Genomic DNA, 19225 nt, shown 5'->3' with positions numbered 1-19225 from the left:
AGGAGACACAAGCATGAACAAGTATCTGAAAACGACGCTGATCGCGGCTGCATTGACCGTCATCAGCAATGCAGCAATGGCCGATGCCAAGAATCCGAAGATCGGTTTTTCGATTGATGATCTGCGCGTCGAGCGCTGGGCGCGCGACCGTGATTTCTTCACCGCTGCGGCAGAAAAACTGGGCGCCAAGGTGTACGTCCAGTCAGCCGACGCCAGCGAGCAGCGCCAGATTTCGCAAATTGAAAACCTGATTTCACGCGGCGTCGACGCTATCGTAATCGTGCCTTTCAATGCGACAGTGCTGAACAATGCCGTCAAGGAAGCCAAGAAAGCCGGCATCAAGGTGCTGTCTTACGACCGCCTGATCCTGAACGCCGATATCGATGCCTACATCTCTTTCGATAATGAAAAGGTCGGCGAAATGCAGGCCGAGGGCGTGCTCAAGGCCCAGCCGAAAGGCAATTACTACCTGTTGGGTGGCTCGCCAACCGACAACAACGCCAAGATGCTGCGAGAGGGGCAACTGAAGATACTCAAGCCATCCATCGACAAGGGCGACATCAAGATCGTCGGCCAGCAATGGGTCAAGGACTGGAGTCCGACCGAAGCACTGACGATCGTGGAGAACGCGCTGACGGCCAACAATAACAAGATCGACGCCATCGTCGCGTCCAATGATGGTACTGCGGGCGGCGCCATCCAGGCCCTGGCTGCACAAAAGATGGCCGGCAAGGTACCGGTATCCGGCCAGGACGCCGATCTGGCGGCAGTCAAGCGCGTGGTTGCAGGAACCCAGGTAATGACCGTCTACAAGCCGCTTAAGCTGATTGCGTCGGAAGCCGCCAAGTTGACGGTGCAACTGGTCCGCAATGAAAAGCCGGATTACAACTCGCAATATGACAACGGCATCAAGAAGGTCGACACGGTGTTGCTGAAGCCGACCACCTTGACCAAGGATAACGTCGGGCTGCTAGTGCAAGACGGTTTCTATACTCAGGCGCAGATCTCCGGCAAATAATCGCGACGCGGGCGGGCGTGGCGGCAAGCCGGGAATCCGGCATTACTGTCACGTCCCCTGATCTTTTTCCTCAATCGTTTCAACAGGAACAAGCATGTCCGATTATTTGCTGGAAATGAAAGGCATCGTCAAGCAGTTCGGCGCGGTGCGGGCGCTCGATGGTATCGCGCTGAAGGTTCGTGCTGGAGAGTGTGTTGGTCTGTGCGGTGAAAACGGTGCCGGTAAATCGACGCTGATGAAGGTGTTGTCGGGTGTCTATCCGCATGGCAGCTGGGAAGGCGAAATCCTGTGGGATGGCCAGCCGTTGAAAGCGCAGTCGATTCGCGATACGGAAGCCGCCGGCATCGTCATCATCCATCAGGAACTGATGCTGGTGCCGGAGCTGTCAGTGGCTGAAAACATCTTCATGGGCCACGAACTGACGCTGCCGGGCGGGCGCATGAATTATCCCGCCATGTATCGCCGCGCCGATGAACTGGTACGCGAATTGAAGATGCCGGAAATGAACGTCGCGCTGCCTGTCATGCAATATGGTGGCGGCCACCAGCAACTGGTGGAGATCGCCAAGGCGCTCAACAAGAAAGCCAGATTGCTGATCCTGGATGAGCCATCGTCGTCGCTGACCACGTCAGAAATTGCGGTGCTGCTCGATATCATCCGCGACCTCAAGGCCAAGGGTGTGGCTTGCGTTTACATCTCGCACAAGCTCGACGAAGTCGCGGCGATCTGCGACACCGTTTCGGTGATTCGCGACGGCCAGCATATCGCCACCACGCCGATGCAGGAGTTGAACGTGGAGTACATCATCGCCCAGATGGTGGGGCGCGAAATGAACAATCTGTATCCGAAGCAGGAGCATGCGATCGGCGAAGTGGTGTTCGAGGCGCGCCATATCAGTTGCTACGATGTCGACAACCCTGCCAGAAAAAAAGTCGACGATATTTCGTTCTCGTTGCGCAAGGGAGAAATCCTTGGCGTCGCCGGGCTGGTCGGAGCAGGGCGCACCGAGTTGGTGTCCGCACTGTACGGCGCTTATCCGGGCCGCCAGGAAGGCGAAGTCTGGCTCGACGGCAAGCAAGTCGACACCGGCTCGCCGATGAAATCGCTGCGGCTCGGCTTGTGCATGGTGCCGGAAGATCGCAAGCGCCACGGCATCGTCGCCGATCTCAACGTCGGCCAGAACATCACGCTGACTGTATTGCAGGAATTTTCGCGGTTTGGCCGCATCGATGCCGAGGCCGAACTGCAAACCATCCAGCAGCAGATCGGCAAGCTGCGCCTGAAGACGGCCAGTCCTTTCCTGCCGATCACCAGCCTCTCCGGTGGCAATCAGCAAAAGGCGGTGCTCGCCAAAATGCTGCTGGCCAAGCCGCGGGTGCTGATCCTCGACGAGCCGACGCGCGGCGTCGATGTCGGCGCCAAGTATGAGATCTATAAATTGATGTTCGACCTGGCAGAGCAGGGTGTGGCCATCATCATGGTGTCCTCCGAACTGGCCGAGGTATTGGGCGTGTCGGACCGTGTCCTGGTGATCGGCGAAGGCAAGCTGCGTGGCGATTTCGTCAACCAGGGCCTGACGCAGGAAACCGTGCTGGCCGCCGCCATCAGCCAGTCGCCGCAGAGCGACAACATTCATCGGGAATTCGCATGACATCCATCAATCTCAAACAACTATTCAGTCGCTACAAAATCCTCGCGTTGCTGATCGCCATCGCCATCATCTGGGCCTTTTTCAGCTGGAAAACGGAGGGTGGCTTCCTGACGCCGCGCAATCTCTCGAACCTGCTGCGGCAGATGTCGATTACCGGCATCCTGGCCTGCGGCATGGTGCTGGTCATCATCGGTGGCGAAATCGATCTGTCGGTTGGCTCGCTGCTCGGCCTGCTGGGCGGGATTGCGGCGGTGCTCAACGTCACCTACCATCTGCCGCTGCCGCTCAATCTGGTGCTGGTACTGCTCTGCGGTCTGCTGATCGGCCTGTTCAACGGTTATCTGACTGCCTATATGAAGATTCCGTCGTTCATCGTCGGTCTTGGTGGGATGCTGGCGTTTCGCGGCATATTGCTGGGCGTGACCGGTGGCCTGACCATCGCTCCAGTGTCGAGCGACCTGGTGTATCTGGGGCAGGGATATCTGCCGACACAGTTCGGCTTGCTGCTCGGCGCGGGTTTGTTTGTGCTTACCGTGTTCCTGACCTGGCGTCAGCGCAGCAACCGTCTCAGCCATGCGCTGACGGTGCCGCCACTGTGGCGCGACGCCGTACGTGTGCTGGCTATCGGCGCGGTGCTGTTCGCTTTTGTCCGCACGCTCAACAACTATGACGGGATTCCGGTGCCGGTGCTGCTGTTGCTGGCACTCCTCGGCGTCTTCAGCTATGTCACCACCCAAACCGTGTTCGGCCGCCGCGTCTACTCGGTTGGTAGCAATATGGAGGCGACCCGTCTTTCCGGCGTCAATGTGCAAGCGGTCAAGTTGTGGATCTTCGGCATCATGGGTGTGATGTGCGCACTGGCCGGCCTCGTCAATACCGCGCGCCTGGCGGCCGGCTCGCCATCGGCCGGCAACATGGGTGAGCTCGATGCCATCGCTGCCTGTTTTATCGGCGGCACCTCGATGCGCGGCGGCTCGGGCACGGTCTACGGCGCCTTGATCGGGGCGCTGGTGATGGCCAGCCTGGATAATGGCATGTCGATGCTGGATGTGGATACCTACTGGCAAATGATCGTCAAGGGCAGCATTTTGATGCTGGCAGTATGGGTAGACGTGAGTACGCGTGGCAGTCGTCAATAACGTATCTCCCGACACAGCCTGTTATTTGTGACAGCTGTGCAAGAATTGCCAACGAGCTACAATGAATCCGTCTTCTACAACTCTCCCCGAGTTTGGACTTAGCCCGCAACCGCAAGGTTTGCGGGTTTTTTTTCGACTTGGGACTGGAATATGGCATGCACATCGATTTTTGCAGCGTCATGCGGCGGTCATACTATTGTCATGTTCGCTGTGTAATATCCGCAATGTTGATTTATCGCGCACTCGATTCAGCTGCAACCCGTTCGGGAATTGGCTGGTCCGTGAGTGGCCAGCGCATCGACAGGTTGGCCGGTAGCCTCGATCACCGGCACCAGATTCATGCCCATTGAATGACCCGCAACCGCAAGGTGAGCGGGTTTTGTTTTTTTGCGTTGCAAACGCTTGTCGCTGATGCAATAGCATGAACGCTATAATGGCTCTTTCCTGTAGCCATAAAGGCGTGATCCTGCTGCTGCGGGGCTTACCTGGCGTCGTCCATCCAGTTGAATATGCCGATTTCCTCTCCACAAGCCGTTCCCCCATTGTTTTTTTTGGATCTGCCGGCATCGATTCACCAGGCCGGCCTACGCTATGGGATCAATCCGGGGCAACTGGCGCTACTGGAACAGAATGGCGTCGTGCTGCCGCCCGGTTTGGCGAACGCGGTGTTGAAGCGCAAGGTGGAGTTCGCCGCCGGTAGATATTGTGCAATGCAGGCTTTGAAGGCGCTCGGCTACGGCGGTCGGGAAACCCTGCCTATCGGCCAGCATAGGGCGCCGCTCTGGCCCGATGGCTTCGTCGGTTCGATCAGCCACGGCGACGGCCAGGCGCTCGCTGTGGCGGCGGCAAGTCGGGATTGGGACGGTATTGGCATCGATGTCGAACGCCTCCTCGATCATGACGCGGCTCGGCCATTAGTGCCCTATCTGATGACAACTGCGGAACTCCTCATCGGCAGCGCCGCCGGAATGTCTCTCGAACGTTGGCTGACGGTGGTTTTCTCCGCCAAGGAAAGCCTGTTCAAGGCGCTCTATCCCTATGTCGGCAGATATTTCGATTTCCTTGATGCAGAAGTGCGCGCGCTCCAGCCTGGTGGCGACGGTCTTACGCTGCAACTGGCGACGACGCTTTCGCCGCAGTGCATCAAGGGAAGTCGCTATCCGATTCGCATTAATTATTTTGACAATAATATTGTGACACTATGCTTGCTAGCACCATCCGGTCTGACACTGGTGGCCACGTCAGGTTGAGTTTTACGATAGCGAAAAGATGCGCCTGCGGGCTGGATATTTGCTGATCGGCATCTATACTGAAACTCCCCGGGAGGTGTTTATGAAAGCATCGAAGATTATCGAGATGTGGGGCAGGGCCAGTTGCCAGGTACCGCTCACCAGTGACGACGAAATAGTGCAGATGTTTGCCAACGAGATTGCAAAATTGTCATACAAGCTCACGGAAGAAGAGCTGTATCGGCTGATCGCAGTCGGCGCATTGGTGTATCAGCGCGGCTTCCGCGAATTTGACAGCAATAGCATGGCCGATCTGTTGATCAGGACTCTGCGAGAAGGTGGGCGGGCCTGACAGCGAATCCCCTGGCAATCCGTTCACAAAATATCAATAATTAAAATTGTATTAATAAAAAAGCCTGCCTCCATCTGGAGGCAGGCTTTTTGCGCTTGTGTGCTTATCTTGATGGCTGCAGTTTATATTCTATAAATCTTGTCGCCGGTCTGGACGATCACGAATTTCCCATCGGTAATCTGTGTCAGCGCCCGTCCATCGGCCAGCCGGTAGGTCCTCGGTCCCGGCATGGAACTGATGACGCCGCCAGCCGCGGCAATTTCAATCGGGCTTTCATATCCCTCGACATGATAGCCATTTCCTGATTTGTCTTTCGCATCGAACTTTTCTATCAAGTCCATATGAGTCTCCTTATGATTGAGGTTGGCATGCCGGAAGTAACAATACCATATCGACGAGAATCTTTAATCGAATAATGTGGGTTGCGATCAATGTCCGAGCGAGTGGCCAAACCAGAAGGCGTGCGGGTTGGAAATGTCTGGCAGTGCATTGATTTTATCCGTAGCGCGTCCCGTCAAACTGCGATCAATGTCAATCTGGGTAAGCAAATAAGCGATGATGATGTCGGCTTCGAGACATTGGCAGTCAAGATTCAACGCCGTAATTTTCTCGATGGCGAGTGTTGAGCCATCGCGGCGCCACAGAAGAAACCAGCGCGCTGCGGCGATTTTTTTATTGAGCGAGGGATCAGGCTCAGGAGACAGCGCCGACAAGATCAGTTCGGCGCGCTCCCAGTGCTGCTGATTGATCGCAATCAGGGCATGCCACCACAGGTGGCGTCGACTTTCCAGGTTCAGCAAAGGTTTCAAGGTCTTGTTCCATTTTCTCAAATGTCGCTGATTGATGGCGAGTGCATCTTCTTAGGGATTGAGCAGGCGTGCCGTGATCACGATCATGCGTTCAATCTGGTGTTTTTTTTCGGATTTATGCTGGAACAGCCAACCCAGAAATGGCATATCTCCGAGCAGAGGAATTTTCGAATTGTCGATCGTGGTTTCGTCGACGATGTAGCCGCCAATCAGTAGGCTGTCGCCACCGTTGATGATGGCCCGGGTGTCGATTCTTTTGCGGGAAACGATGCGGGGCGGATTGACCTGTGCAACATCGGAAATCGCCTCGTCTTCAATTGTCACAAATAGCTTGATCTTGTCTGATCCGTCTTCTTTGATGATTTTCGGGGTGACCAACAAGGTCGGTCCAGCCTTCAACCGGTACGGGGTGACATTGTATTGGCTGGCGGTTCGCACAGCGTCATCCTGCTGGTTTTCCAACACTGCTTGAGTATTGTTCAGAGTTATCACGCGTGAGCGCGTATCGATTCTTGCGACGCCTTGGCGTATCAGAGCGTCCAGCGTGGCCGAGAAATGGTGGTGGCGGTCGTCGAATACAATTGACGTCATCAGTCCGGCCCGGTTGTCCATGAAGGTGTTGGAGATGGCGCCCAGGTTGATAGCGGCATTGTTGCTAGTTGTGGCCGATCCGCTACTCAGGTCGTGATGCACCTCGGTGAACGAACGCAAGTCGATGTCAATTTTTTCCGCGTTCTCCGCATCCCGGTCAATGACCGTCGCCTCGATCTCTACCAGATCGTTTTTGACGTCAAGTTGTTTGATCAGTTTGTCGTACATAGCCATCCTGGCGCAGGTGTCGCGCACTACGACGGCGTTGATGTGTGGGTTGGCTTCAATGCGCGGTTCAGTGCCTTGAGTGGAGCCTTCTTCTGGTAGTTGACAGGTGGCGTCTGCCAGTCCATGTTTATCAACAGGAAGAGTGATTGCATCGCTGTCAATTTGTGCCACTTCTTGTATTTTTACTGGTGCAGTAGTCCTTTCCGGAAGCCGCGTTTGCTGACGCACTTTCATGATATTTTTCAGTAAGCTTGCTACGCCGGGAATCACGCTTCCAGCCGGGCCGTTTTTGATATCCTTGGCCCAGGCATGGCGCAGGCGATAGACCTTGGTTTTCGTCGGTGATTGCGTGTCCTCCTGCGCTGAATCAAGCAGTTGCGCCAGTTCCTCTACCGCGCTCAGATAGCGGGGTGGGCCAACAACCAGAAGGCTATTTTCAGAGGCCATCCAGCTAATTGAAAAACGCGGCTCTTCCAAATGAAAATCCTTCAACAACATCTGCATGCGGTCGAATTTGTCAGAGGATAAGTTGATCGTCCGGCTGCTGATTTCGGACAGTGAGTTTATGTACAGGGTATGGTCGTCGTAGAACCAGGTGAAGCCAAAGCTGGACGCGAAGTCGTTCAGCAGCGATTCGAGCGGTTGATTGAAGCTCCCGCTGATATTTCCGGTGACCAGCGGACTGACAATTACAGGTATCTGATTATTGCCAAAAACGGCCCTGAGAAAGTCGGGTAAATTCTGGTTGTGGGCAGTAATCTTGACCTGTTTGTTTTTTGCCGTCGGCAACGACGCGGCCTGCGCTGTGATTCCCACGAACCCGAACTGTTGCGTAGCAATGAGTAGAGAAAGAAGTATCTTGATGGCGTTGCCGGATATGGTTGTAGGTTGCTTTTTCAATCTCTGTCCCTGACTGTTCCACTGTCGCCAGATGTTTTTGCTCTGCGACTCTGACCGATTTGTCAAATTTCAATCACTCGATTTTTGTCGTCATTGGCATTGAGAGATATAGGGGGTGTCTTAATTTTTTGATGCCTGTTGAATTTTGTGCTTTCGCAAAGTGATCGTTGGAGAGGGTAATGCGACGGCCGGGTATGCATGTGGCGAGCAATCTCTTCTCGCTTTTCGCGCAAGGGGCAATCATGGAGTTGGTGGGCGCTAATGACGTTGCTCCCCCGTCTGGCATCCAGAAGTGTGAGAACCACCAAACTTGCCTATACACTTCTTCATTGGAAAATAGTACAAGCCGGTTGCTCGTTGGTGAGCAGCCGCAAACGACGTGGGATACTTGCAACAATATGCGCAAGATTGCGCGAGGAACATGTGATGAGAACTATAGGACTGATCGGTGGCATGAGCTGGGAATCCAGCGTTGAGTACTACAGGATCATCAATCAAATGGTGCGTGACAGGCTGGGGCCTTTGCGGTCGGCGCAGCTGTTGATGTACAGCGTTGATTTCGGCCCGATTGAGCGCGCGCAGCATGAAGAGCGCTGGGATGATGCGGCGCGCGTGCTGGAAGATGCCGCGCGGCGACTGCACGCGGGTGGTGCTGAGTGCATCGTGCTGTGTACGAATACGATGCATCTGGTGGCCGACCGTGTCCAGGCTGCGGTGCCGATTCCGTTTTTGCACATCGCCGATCCGGCGGGGCGTGCCGCGGTACAGATCGGCGCGCGCACGGTGGGATTGCTCGGGACCGGCTTTACCATGACGCAGCCGTTTCTGCGGGAACGGCTGGCGGGCCGGTACGGTTTGACTGTACTGGTGCCATCGCCGACGGAGCGTGAAGCCGTTCATCAAATCATCTACGATGAATTGTGTGTTGGTGTGGTGCGGGATTCCTCCCGAAAAGTCTATCAACAGGTCATCGCCTCCTTGGCCGAGCGCGGCGCCGAGGCGGTCATCCTTGGTTGCACCGAGATCAGTCTGCTGGTCAAACCGCAGGACAGTGCGCTGCCTTTGATCGACACGACGGCGCTCCATGCACAAGCGGCGGTCGATTTCGCGTTGGCAGTGGATGGCTAGGGCTGGGTACGCCTGCCTTGCTGCGAACGGTTGCGGCGCGTACCATGGGGGCCGACGCCGGTATTGGCAGTATTTTCAGAGGAAGCAGCAATGAACGACGGTTTAACAAGAGATGAATTCGACGCTTTGGGGCAAATCGGCAGCGGGCCGCAACATGGGCGGGTGAGCGCATGTGTTGCGCGCAATACCAAACGCCTGATTGGCTTGAAGTACATCTCACATGAACGCAACGGAACCCTGGTGCTGACCGACAAGGGTAAGCAGACCTTGTTCATCAGGAGTTGCATAGACGGCTTGCGTGCCGTGGCGAATGACCCGGGAGCGAAGCTGGCTGCTGATGTTGCCATGTTCCTTGGAAAGAAAGGCCACATAAGCGTCAGGGCAGGCGGAGATGGTTTCGATATCACCGAAAAAGGCCGCGAATCGCTGGCCGACATTGATTCTTCAACTGCCTGATCAAGTTACGCGCCTGGTATTAACCTTAGGCGGTCGGTAAAAACGCATATAAATCAATGACTTGATTAAAATTCTTGAGGGTTATCCACAGGACTGTCCACAATTTCTGTGGGTAACTTTTTGTGAAATGCTAATTTGCGGCGTGATTGACGGCTAACAACCTGCGAAGTGATCCATGGAAAAAACGAGTTCTTTATTGCAAGTCGGCCTGGTCGGTTATGGCTTTGCCGGCGCCACCTTTCACGCACCGTTGATCGGGCATTCAGGGCGCACTGCGGTCGCAGCGATTGTCAGCAGCCAGGCCGAGCGCGCTGTCGGCGACTGGCCGACAGCGCGGATCTATGCGGATCTCGATGCGATGCTGGCTAATCCCGGTATCGAATGCGTGGTCATCGCCACGCCGAACGACACCCATTTCGCGTTTGCACGCCGCGCGCTCGAAGCTGGCAAGCATGTCGTCGTCGACAAGCCTATTACTTTGAATGCGGCCGACGCGCGCGCTTTGACTGCTTTGGCAAGTCAGCGCCAACTGCTGTTGGCGCCATTCCATAACCGTCGTTGGGACGGTGATTTCCGTACCGTGCAGGCGCTGGTAGCCAGTGGCCGGCTTGGTCGTATCACGCATTTCGAGTCGCATTTCGATCGATTTCGGCCTGAAGTGCGGCAGCGTTGGCGGGAAAATGCCGATAGTGGTGGTGGGTTGCTGTTTGACCTTGGACCGCACCTGGTCGATCAGGCGCTGGTATTGTTCGGCGTGCCGGAAACCGTCAATGCGACCGTCGGTGCCTATCGCGATGGCGCCCAGGCGGACGATTATGTGCACTTGCAACTCGGTTACGCCGACAAGCAGGTCGTATTGCACGCAAGCGCGTTAAGTGCGCTGGATGTGCCGCGCTTTACGATGCACGGGACCCGTGGCAGCTATCAAAAGGCTGGACTGGATGTTCAGGAAGATCAGCTCAAGGCCGGCTTGCGTCCAGGACAACAGGGATGGGGTAAAAACTTGCCGGGCGTACTTCGGCAGGTCGACGGCGAACTCGATGTGCGTGGCGAACTGGCGACTTTGGATGGCGCTTACCAGGAGTTTTATCGGATGGCGGCGGCATCTATCAAGGATGGTCTACCTCCTCCTGTCGCGGCGAGCGAGGCGGTAACCGTACTGGAAATCCTGGATCTGGCGCGCCGGAGCGCCGTTGAAGGGCACCGTTTGGCCTTTACCGTGGCAAAGGATTCGCGCACCATGCAGCATGGAACGGAGATTGTGTGATAGCGCTATCATTTATGTGAATAACTGATATGCGTTAAATAAAGTAGTCGATCAGTGACCGGCTCTATATAGTTACACCTGTCTCCTCCAACACCTCCTAAGGTTTGGATTCAAGCCCGCACCGTAAGGTTCAGCGGGCTTTTTTTTGTCCTGTTGAACATCCAGGCTTAGGCGGCGAGGTTGGGGAATTGCGGCATGTGTTGTAAATATGTAGCAACAGCTACGATATGTCTTGCGTTATAACTCAGTCGGCGTATAATTCACGAATCGCATAAGGTGTTTCTTGTGCGAAAGGCATCAATATAAGAGTGGATTCGTTACACGTCGGGGCCACTTTCCAGATAGGACTGGGTTTCGGGAATCTTCTCCTGTATTGATGAATATAAAAACCTGCCTACCTCACGGTCGCAGGTTTTTTTGTTTCTGGTACCGTATTTTTACTATATTGCAGTGCATCATACTCTGGCATATAGTTGATTCGTCTCCTCCAACCCCTATGGTTTGGATTCAGCCCGCGCCGTAAGGTCCAGTGGGCTTTTTTTTGTCCATAGCAAGGGCGCGAGACTGTCTGATTGCGTGATCGCGCTTGGCGAGCGCTCTCAATCAGCGCCGCAAAGTGGCGCGTATTTGCTGCCGATGCTGCGCAACCGTGCTACAGGTGCGATTTGGTGGTCCGGCCGCGTTGCAGCCTGGCATTCGAGCGCGCATTCCGGTTGTAGCTAGACAGGAAGCCGCGCGCCTTGAGTTCCTTGCGCAACAGGAAAATGGCAAGCACGGTGGCGAAGCTGACGGAGGTGAGGATAACTAACATTTTTTGTCGCTTTCAAAAGGGTTATCCGATATCAGCAAAATTCGCGCCAGATATCCCTTTTTCTGCGGGCCTGTGGTTTCAGCGCGCCATCAAGGTATCCAGTAGCCAGCTGCCGGCCGGTCCCAGTCCGCGCTGGCGTGACCACACTGCATCAACCTGTATGCTTTTCGGCCAGCCGCGCACCTGCAGTTCCAGTAGGCTGTTGGCAGCAAAGCGCTTGGCCAGCCAGTACGGCAGTTCGGCCCAGCCGAAGCCCAGTTCCGTCATTTCCAGCAGCAGAAGGTAGCTGGAGGCCGTCCAGCATTTGCCGCGGCGGCGCTGGACGACATCGTCGACATAAGTACTTAGTCGTAATTCACGTGCGCTGTGCAGCATGTCAGTGGTGATGTGCTCGGCCTTGGCGAGCGGGTGCTGCTTGCCAACATACAAGCCGATGGCGGAGCGATCGGGCACTGATTCGAAACCAATATCCGGCGGGTAGTCCGGCTGTGCGGCAACCAGCCCGAGGTTGGCGCGGCCTTTCTGCACCAGTGAGACGACGTCGTTGCGCTCTGCAATCATGCATTCCAGCTCCAGTTCGGGGTAACGCTGTTCGAAACTGGTGAGTATCAGTTCGAAGCGATCCGATTGGTAAGTGTCGGACAGTACCAGCGTCAGTTGTGGCTCCAGTCCGCCGGCCAGCCGGTGTGCCGAACGTTCCAGGCGGTCGCTAGCTTCGATTACCTGCTGCGCATGCACCAGCATCGCCCTCCCTTGTTCGGTCAGGGTGGGACGGCGAGTGCTGCGATCGAACAGGGGCAGGCCGAGGTCAATCTCCAAATTGGCAATTGCTTCGCTGACGGTAGATTGCTGTTTGCCGAGTTTGCGTGCCGCCGCCGAAAACGAGCCTTGGGTGGCGGCTTCGACGAACATGAACAGGGTTTCCAGGGAGTGGCGCATGGCGATTTCGCTCGAATGCATCGGTTTATCCGATGGTTATTGCTTTGATAGTATCAGAATAAACGAAGAAAATAGCCTCATTGAATACAAGCTAAACAATGGAGGCAATATGAATACCAAGAAAACCTGGATCGAGCGCGCTACCCACGCGCTGATTTTTGAAGTGCTGGCAGTGGCGATGACCGCTCCTGTACTGGCCTGGGTCATGAAGGTGCCGATGGCGCACGCGGGCCTGCTGACTTTGATGATTTCATCGGTCGCGATGACCTGGAACATGATTTTCAATGCGCTGTTCGACCGCGTCGAGCGGCATTGGCGCCTGGTCCGCACCATGAGCATGCGGGTGGTGCACGCAATAGCATTTGAAGCCGGCCTGGTGGCGACCGTGGTGCCGCTTGTCGCATGGTGGCTAGACATGAGCCTGCTCGACGCTTTGATTCTCGATATCGGCTTGGTCCTTTTCTTCTTGCCTTACACCTTCGTGTTCAACCTCGTGTACGACAAATTGCGCGATGCAATGCTGAAGCGGCGCGGATTGCTCAACGCGTAAGCCGACATCGCGTGCCGTTGGGCACGCGATGCGATTCAACAGTAGACCCAGTTAGGGGATTATTGGAAGTAGCCGCTGCCGATCACCAGCGGCTTGCCGACAATACCGGCGCCGATCAGTCGTCGTGCGACGCCTTCGATCTTGGTCTGGAATGCCCGGTAGGTGCCGAGCAGGTCGAGTTTCGGGTCCTTCGAATGCGACAGATCCGAGAGAGTGGCTCGGGGCACCAGGCACTGGTATTGCTGGAATTCGACTACTACCGAAAACAGGATGCCGGCGTTGGTCAGGCGAGGTGCGGCAAGTACGTTGTCCATCATGGTCTCCACGATAATACGGTTGCGCAGAGTCAGACGGGATCGATAGAGCAGGCTATCTGGCTGCCTCCCCATGTTGCACGGAAACACGCTGGCTGGCAAGGAGAATACCGCGCCACCATGGCGTCGGGACTTGATATACATCTGTCGAATATCAGGTATGCGAACAATAAAGCATACAGGCAACGGCTAGGTTGCTATAGTTCGCCCTGTCTCCTCCAACACCTCCTAGGTTTGGATTCAGCCCGCAACCGTAAGGTTCTGCGGGCTTTTTTTTGTTTATTGGATTAAATATGAAAAACCCGTCTCACCGAAACGATGAGACGGATTTTGCAAAGAGGCTGCTGGCGGATCGCTGGCTTAGTGCGCCATGCAGTAGCCATCCAGCTCCAACAGCAACTGCTGCTTGGCGGCGGCCGGCAGGAAAGTCGCCTCGAAACTGTTCCGCGCCAGCATCACCAGTTCGGTACGGCTCAAGCGTAGCGATGCCGCTACCGCCAGGAAGTTGGCATTCATGTAGCCGCCGAAGTAGGCGGGATCGTCGGAGTTGACGGTCACCGCCAGGCCGGCGTGCAGCAGGCGCGCCAAGTTGTGCTTGCGCATGTCGTCGACCACGCACAGCTTCAGGTTGGATAGCGGACACACAGTCAGCGGAATGCGTTCTGCCGCCAGCCGTTTCATCAGGACCGGATCTTCCTCGCTGCGCACGCCATGGTCGATGCGCTCCACATGCAGTACATCCAATGCGTCGCGGACATATTCCGGCGGGCCTTCTTCGCCAGCGTGCGCCACCAGGTGGAAACCGAGTTCGCGACAACGGGCAAAGACACGGGCGAATTTTTCCGGCGGGTTGCCGCGCTCGGCGGAATCGAGGCCGATGCCTATCCACAGGTCGCGATATTCGGCGCGCAGCGGCAAGGCTTGTTCCAAGGTGGCGAACGCTTCTTCTTCCGACATGTGGCGCAGGAACGACATGATCATGGCGCTGCTGAAGCCATGCTTGTCGCGCGCTTCGCGCAAGGCGCGGGCGATGCCGGAGAACACGACATCGATGCCGATACCGCGTTCGGTGTGGGTTTGCGGGTCGAAGAAAATTTCGGCGTGGCGCACATTATCGGCGCGTGAACGCACGATGTAGGCCATCGTCATTTCATAGAAATCCTGTTCGGTCTGTAGCACAGCGGCGCCCGCATAGTACAGGTCGAGGAAGGATTGCAGGTCGGTGAAGGCATAGGCGGCGCGCAGTTCTTCCACCGACGCGTAGGGCAGTGCGACATTGTTGCGCTGGGCCAACGCAAACAGCAATTCAGGTTCCAGTGTGCCTTCGATATGGAGGTGCAGTTCCGCCTTCGGCAAACCTTCGATGAATGAGACCAGGTCGGCAGCGAGCGGCGGGGTGGTGCTGATTGAATTCATGTATGCTTCCATTTATTGAAACTAATCCGCAATTTTACAGAATTGCAATCGCATGCCCCCGTTTGCCGATTTATGCATCCGTGATGCGTCAGTGCGAGGCGCCGAGAAACTGTTGCAGTTCCAGTGTTTTTGGATTGGCAAAAATGTCTTCCGGCGGTCCGATTTCATGCACTTTTCCCTGATGCATGAACACTACACGATCGCACACTTCACGCGCAAAGCGCATCTCGTGCGTCACCATCAGCAGCGTCATGCCTTCTTCCGCCAGGCCGCGCACCACCGTCAGCACTTCATTCACCAGTTCCGGATCGAGCGCCGAGGTGATTTCATCGCATAACAGCGCCTGCGGCTGCATCGTCAATGCACGGGCTATCGCTACCCGTTGCTGCTGGCCGCCGGATAGTTGATCAGGGTAGGCGTCGAATTTCTCCGCCAGGCCGACGCGCGCCAGGTTTTCCTGCGCCGACTTGCGTGCTTCGCTCTCGCTGGTGCCCTTGACGATCATTGGCGACAGCATCACGTTGCGTCCAACCGTCAAGTGCGGGAACAGGTTGAACTGCTGGAAGATCATGCCGACCTTGAGCCGCAATGCGCGCAATTCCAGTTCGGTCTTGCCCAGGTGCGAACCGGCGACGCTGATGTTGCCTTCGTCGATGCTTTCCAGGCCGTTGATACAGCGCAGCAGGGTGCTCTTGCCGGAACCGCTCTTGCCGATGATGGCAATCACTTCGCCGGGTTCGACGTCGAGCCGGATACCTTTCAGCACCTGGTTGTCGCCGAAGCTTTTCTTGACGTTATCAATGGCGATGAGAGGCATTGAATTTCCTTTCCAGAGACTGGCTGTATTTGGACAACGGCCAGCACAGCGCAAAATACATGAGGGCGACCAGCGCGTACACGGTGAACGGCTGGAATGTGGCGTTGGTGATCATGGTGCCGGCTTTCGATAGTTCGACGAAGCCGATGATGGAGGTGACTGCGGTGCCCTTGACGATCTGCACGCTGAAGCCAACCGTCGGCGGAATGGCGATTCGCAGCGCCTGCGGCAGGATCACGTGGCGCATCTGTTGCATGTAGCTCATCGCCAGGCAGGACGACGCTTCCCACTGACCGCGCGGGATCGCTTCGACGCAGCCACGCCAGATTTCAGCCAGGTATGCGCTGCTCCAGCAAGTCAGCGCCAATCCGGCGGCAAGCCAGGCCGGTACTTCCAAACCGAACAGCGCCAGCCCGAAAAAGGCCAGGAACAATTGCATCAGCAGCGGCGTGCCCTGGAACAGTTCGATGTACATCTTGGTAATGGTGCGCAACCACGCGTGCTTTGACGTTCTCAGGAATAGTACGATCAATCCCAATAGGCCACCCAAGGCAAACGAGGCCAGCGACAGCAGCACAGTCCAGCGCAGCGCCAGCAACAGGTTGCGGACGATATCCCAAAGCGAGAATGAAATCATGCAGCCTCCTTGGCGACAGGACGACCAAACAGCCAGTTGCCGAGCATGCGCAACAATTGGCGCAGGCCGATCGCCAGTACCAGATAGATTGCGGTAGACAACAGGTACGATTCAAACGAGCGGAAATTGCGGCCCTGGATGAAATTGGCGGCATACGCCAGTTCTTCCACTGCAATCTGCGAGCAGACCGCCGAACCCACCATCACGATCACCACCTGGCTCGATAGTGCCGGCCAGATTTTCTGCAAGGCCGGCGGCAGGATCACGTGGCGGAAGATCTGCAGCCGCGTCATGGCCAGGCTCAGACCGGCTTCGATCTGGCCGCGGGCGACGGCGGCAATGCCGGCGCGGATGATTTCGCAGCTGTAGGCGCCAAGATTGATCACCATCGCCAATATTGCCGCTTCCATTTCGGTGATCTGCAGGCCGATGCCGGGCAAACCGAAGAAAATGAAGAACAGCTGGATCAGGAACGGCGTGTTGCGGATCAATTCAACATAGGCGTTGATCAAGGGCCGCAGCCAGCGCGGCCCCTGGGTCTTGGCCCAGGCGGCGAAAATGCCGACAGCGATGCCGAGCACGCCGCCGATCGCGATCAGTTCGATCGTGACCAGCACGCCCTTGATCAGCACGGCAGGGTAGTCGAACGGCGCCAGGAAATCGAAGTGGTAGCTCATGTGCTGCTTTCTGTCCGGAATGGGGGACGGATTACAGGTTGGCAGGCAGCGGCATTCCCAGCCATTTCACGCTGATCGCGTTGAGTTCGCCATCCTTCTTGGTTTGCGCCAGAATGGCGTTGACCTTGGCGAGCAGTTTTGGCTCATCCTGATTGAGGCCGATCGAGCATGGCGAATTCTTGATCAGGAATTTCGTTTCAGGTTTTTTCGGCGGATTCTTGGCGATGATCGCGGCAGCAACCACATTGCCGGTTGCAACCAGTTGCACCTGGCCGGACAGGAAGGCGCTGATGGTGCCGTTGTTGTCTTCGTAGCGCTTGATGGTGGCGCTGGCCGGCGCGATCTTCGTCAGCTCCAGATCTTCCACGGCACCGCGGGTCACGCCCACGGTCTTGCCGGCCAGGTCGGCTGCGCTGTGAACCTGTTGATCGGCGCCGCCGAACACGCCGTTATAGAACGGTGCGTAGGCGTCGCTGAACGCGATGACTTTTTCACGTTCCGGATTCTTGCCGAGACTGGAAATGATCAGGTCTACCTTCTTGGTTTGCAGGTAAGGCACGCGGTTGGCGCTGGTGACTGGCACCAGTTCGATCTTGACGCCCATTTTCTTGGCGATCAGCGTCGCCACATCGATATCCAGGCCTTGCGGCTTGAGATCGGCGGTGACTGAGCCGAACGGCGGGAAGTCTTGCGGCACTGCCACTTTCAGCACGCCGCTCTTGACGATATCATCCAGTGCGTCGGCGCGCGCAGTCGTGCTGAACAGGGTTGCTGCGGCGAACATGGCGAACAGGATTTTCGGGAATTTCATGTTAAGACTCCTTCAGCTGGGGTGATGTTGGAAATAACGGTTGATGAATCTGGGTGGCGCTGTCGTTCAGTGGCGCCAGCGCTTTTTGCAGCAGCGACAGGGGATCGCTGCGGACGGAACGGTTGAGGCCGGCTTCGACATTGCACAGATGCTCATGCATCAGTTGTTCGGCTTGCGCCAGGTCGCCGCTTTCCAGCGCGGCGACGATACCGACATGTTCGGCGCAGGACTGCTTGGCGTGATGCGAAGATTGGTATTGCATCGCGGTCAGCGTGGTGCGCGTAGTGAGGTCGCGCAGGGTATCGGCCAGCAAGGCATTGCCGAACGATTCGCACAGGCAGACATGGAAGTCGCCCAGTAAAAAACTGCGGGTCGCCACATCTTCATCCTCAAGCGACGCTTGCTCACGCTCCACATGCTGGCGCAATTTGCGGATGGCGTCGTCGCTGATCGGCCGCGCGTGGCGCAGCAAGCCCAGTTCCAGCACCCGGCGCGCTTCGAACGCATCGCGCGCATCTTCCGGGGTCGGCTCGATCACGTACCAGCCACGCCGTGCGCTGACCGTGACGATGCCGCGCGTCACCAGCCGGGTCAAGGCTTCGCGGATCTGGGTACGGCTGACGCCAAACAGTTCCGCCAATTGCTGTTCTCCCAGCCGCGTGCCAGGTGCTAATTTGCGCGCCAGCATCGCTTCTGTGATGCGTTCGGCAATCTGGGTCGATGATTTGGTCTGGGCTGTCATGCAGGTGTATCAGCAAGTCGTATGCCAGCATGTCTGTTGGGACTGGTGGACCAATCTGATATACAAGTTTGATGTACCAGTTCACCAAATTGGTTTGGCGGTGCCGATAATTGTCACTAAAAAGGGGCGGTGATGCACTTTTTTGGCATATCGGCAACAGGCTTGGACAGGCGCGTGGGATAGAATTGCCAGCGGCCGGATCGTTTCATCCGCCGATACACATGAACATGATGAAGATCGAAGACATGACTCAGATATGCAATGCCGATTTATCTCATCCGCAGCACGCCGAAGCGATTGTCTCGCTGTTGAATGGTTACGCGATGGACCCGATGGGCGGCGGACAGCCGCTGTCGGCGTTCGCGAAGGAAAATTTGGTGGCTACACTAGCCAGGCGCAGCGATATTCATGTGGTGCTGGCCTTTGTCGACGATGAGCCTGCCGGCCTGGCGATCTGCATCGAAGGTTTCTCGACGTTCGCCTGCCAGCCGCTGTTGAATATCCACGATCTGACGGTGGCAGGGAAATTTCGTGGCCGCGGCATTTCACGCTTGTTGATCCGACAGGTCGAACAAGTCGCGCTCGGCCTTGGATGTTGCAAAATCACGCTGGAAGTCCTGAGCGGCAATCAGCCGGCGCGTGCCTTGTATCAGTCGACCGGGTTTGTCGGCTACGAGCTGAATCCGGCGATGGGGCAGGCGGTGCTGCTGCAGAAGAAGCTGTAAGGTTTCATAAGCGGATTA

At 56.4% G+C, this 19225-nt stretch carries 22 protein-coding genes; 10 read left to right on the top strand and 12 right to left on the bottom strand.

What is annotated here, in order from left to right; genetic code table 11:
* Positions 1–13 precede the first annotated feature (13 nt).
* From xylF to CAter10_RS14365, 5 genes are all read left to right on the top strand, one after another.
* On the top strand, positions 14–1018 hold the full coding sequence (gene xylF, locus CAter10_RS14385) for a D-xylose ABC transporter substrate-binding protein (protein ID WP_061533938.1): 1005 nt from the start codon (positions 14–16) through the stop codon (positions 1016–1018).
* A 94-nt stretch (positions 1019–1112) separates the two neighbouring features.
* Positions 1113–2669 (top strand): D-xylose ABC transporter ATP-binding protein, encoded by a 1557-nt coding sequence (gene xylG, locus CAter10_RS14380; protein WP_061533937.1) that lies wholly within the window; start codon positions 1113–1115, stop codon positions 2667–2669.
* Positions 2666–3808 carry a sugar ABC transporter permease gene (locus tag CAter10_RS14375; protein ID WP_061533936.1) on the top strand — a complete coding sequence of 381 codons (1143 nt, stop codon included), beginning with the start codon at positions 2666–2668 and terminating at the stop codon, positions 3806–3808. Before xylG ends, CAter10_RS14375 begins: the two co-directional genes overlap by 4 nt.
* 509 nt (positions 3809–4317) lie before the next feature.
* On the top strand, positions 4318–5058 hold the full coding sequence (locus CAter10_RS14370) for a 4'-phosphopantetheinyl transferase family protein (RefSeq protein ID WP_082797929.1): 741 nt from the start codon (positions 4318–4320) through the stop codon (positions 5056–5058).
* 19 nt (positions 5059–5077) lie between these two features.
* Positions 5078–5389, top strand: a complete 312-nt coding sequence (locus CAter10_RS14365) for a hypothetical protein (RefSeq protein WP_061533934.1) — start codon at positions 5078–5080, stop codon at positions 5387–5389.
* A 122-nt stretch (positions 5390–5511) separates the two neighbouring features.
* On the opposite strand, the gene CAter10_RS14360 is transcribed toward CAter10_RS14365, so the two are convergent.
* From CAter10_RS14360 to CAter10_RS14350, 3 genes are all read right to left on the bottom strand, one after another.
* The gene (locus CAter10_RS14360; protein WP_061533933.1) at positions 5512–5730 is read right to left on the bottom strand and encodes a hypothetical protein; all 219 of its coding nucleotides are present in this window, start codon (positions 5728–5730) and stop codon (positions 5512–5514) included.
* Positions 5731–5817: 87 nt separating this feature from the next.
* Positions 5818–6198, bottom strand: a complete 381-nt coding sequence (locus CAter10_RS14355) for a hypothetical protein (protein ID WP_061533932.1) — start codon at positions 6196–6198, stop codon at positions 5818–5820.
* A gap of 51 nt (positions 6199–6249) precedes the next feature.
* The gene (locus tag CAter10_RS14350) at positions 6250–7917 is read right to left on the bottom strand and encodes a secretin N-terminal domain-containing protein (protein WP_128083088.1); all 1668 of its coding nucleotides are present in this window, start codon (positions 7915–7917) and stop codon (positions 6250–6252) included.
* Positions 7918–8343: 426 nt separating this feature from the next.
* On the opposite strand from CAter10_RS14350, the gene CAter10_RS14345 reads away from it, so the two are divergent.
* From CAter10_RS14345 to CAter10_RS14335, 3 genes are all read left to right on the top strand, one after another.
* Positions 8344–9045: an aspartate/glutamate racemase family protein gene (locus CAter10_RS14345; protein ID WP_061533930.1), complete on the top strand. Its 702-nt coding sequence runs from the start codon at positions 8344–8346 to the stop codon at positions 9043–9045.
* 90 nt (positions 9046–9135) lie between these two features.
* Complete coding sequence (locus tag CAter10_RS14340) at positions 9136–9501, top strand: hypothetical protein (RefSeq protein ID WP_061533929.1); 366 nt, start codon at positions 9136–9138, stop codon at positions 9499–9501.
* A 175-nt stretch (positions 9502–9676) separates the two neighbouring features.
* Positions 9677–10768 (top strand): oxidoreductase, encoded by a 1092-nt coding sequence (locus tag CAter10_RS14335; protein ID WP_061533928.1) that lies wholly within the window; start codon positions 9677–9679, stop codon positions 10766–10768.
* Positions 10769–11420: 652 nt separating this feature from the next.
* Here the strand turns inward: CAter10_RS14335 and CAter10_RS22895 are convergent.
* Positions 11421–11579 (bottom strand): hypothetical protein, encoded by a 159-nt coding sequence (locus tag CAter10_RS22895; protein WP_156477138.1) that lies wholly within the window; start codon positions 11577–11579, stop codon positions 11421–11423.
* Positions 11580–11657: 78 nt separating this feature from the next.
* Positions 11658–12518, bottom strand: a complete 861-nt coding sequence (locus tag CAter10_RS14330; protein WP_061535373.1) for a LysR family transcriptional regulator — start codon at positions 12516–12518, stop codon at positions 11658–11660.
* A 109-nt stretch (positions 12519–12627) separates the two neighbouring features.
* On the opposite strand from CAter10_RS14330, the gene CAter10_RS14325 reads away from it, so the two are divergent.
* Complete coding sequence (locus CAter10_RS14325; protein ID WP_061535372.1) at positions 12628–13068, top strand: multidrug/biocide efflux PACE transporter; 441 nt, start codon at positions 12628–12630, stop codon at positions 13066–13068.
* Between the two features lie 59 nt (positions 13069–13127).
* Here CAter10_RS14325 and CAter10_RS22890 read toward each other — a convergent pair whose 3' ends face one another.
* The 7 genes from CAter10_RS22890 to CAter10_RS14290 all read right to left on the bottom strand — a co-directional run bounded on the left by CAter10_RS22890 (position 13128) and on the right by CAter10_RS14290 (position 18482).
* A complete protein-coding gene (locus CAter10_RS22890; protein WP_061533927.1) occupies positions 13128–13382 on the bottom strand; it encodes a DUF1488 family protein in 255 nt (84 codons plus the stop codon).
* Between the two features lie 360 nt (positions 13383–13742).
* Positions 13743–14798, bottom strand: coding sequence for an adenosine deaminase (locus CAter10_RS14315; protein ID WP_061535371.1), 1056 nt, complete (start codon positions 14796–14798; stop codon positions 13743–13745).
* Positions 14799–14886: 88 nt separating this feature from the next.
* A complete protein-coding gene (locus CAter10_RS14310) occupies positions 14887–15615 on the bottom strand; it encodes an amino acid ABC transporter ATP-binding protein (protein ID WP_061533926.1) in 729 nt (242 codons plus the stop codon).
* Positions 15596–16252, bottom strand: a complete 657-nt coding sequence (locus CAter10_RS14305; protein ID WP_061533925.1) for an amino acid ABC transporter permease — start codon at positions 16250–16252, stop codon at positions 15596–15598. Before CAter10_RS14305 ends, CAter10_RS14310 begins: the two co-directional genes overlap by 20 nt.
* Positions 16249–16929, bottom strand: coding sequence for an amino acid ABC transporter permease (locus CAter10_RS14300; protein ID WP_061533924.1), 681 nt, complete (start codon positions 16927–16929; stop codon positions 16249–16251). Before CAter10_RS14300 ends, CAter10_RS14305 begins: the two co-directional genes overlap by 4 nt.
* A gap of 31 nt (positions 16930–16960) precedes the next feature.
* On the bottom strand, positions 16961–17740 hold the full coding sequence (locus tag CAter10_RS14295; RefSeq protein WP_061533923.1) for a transporter substrate-binding domain-containing protein: 780 nt from the start codon (positions 17738–17740) through the stop codon (positions 16961–16963).
* A 1-nt stretch (position 17741) separates the two neighbouring features.
* On the bottom strand, positions 17742–18482 hold the full coding sequence (locus CAter10_RS14290; protein ID WP_061533922.1) for a GntR family transcriptional regulator: 741 nt from the start codon (positions 18480–18482) through the stop codon (positions 17742–17744).
* 245 nt (positions 18483–18727) lie between these two features.
* Between CAter10_RS14290 and CAter10_RS14285 the strand changes: the two genes are divergently transcribed.
* Entirely contained in the window at positions 18728–19207 is a 480-nt protein-coding gene (locus CAter10_RS14285) for a GNAT family N-acetyltransferase (protein WP_061535370.1), read from the top strand.
* Positions 19208–19225: the final 18 nt, after the last annotated feature.

The sequence above is a fragment of the Collimonas arenae genome (genome assembly GCF_001584165.1).
Classification (GTDB): domain Bacteria; phylum Pseudomonadota; class Gammaproteobacteria; order Burkholderiales; family Burkholderiaceae_D; genus Collimonas; species Collimonas arenae.
Note: the sequence above shows the minus strand (reverse complement) of the source record. Positions and strands in the feature narration are given on the sequence as shown.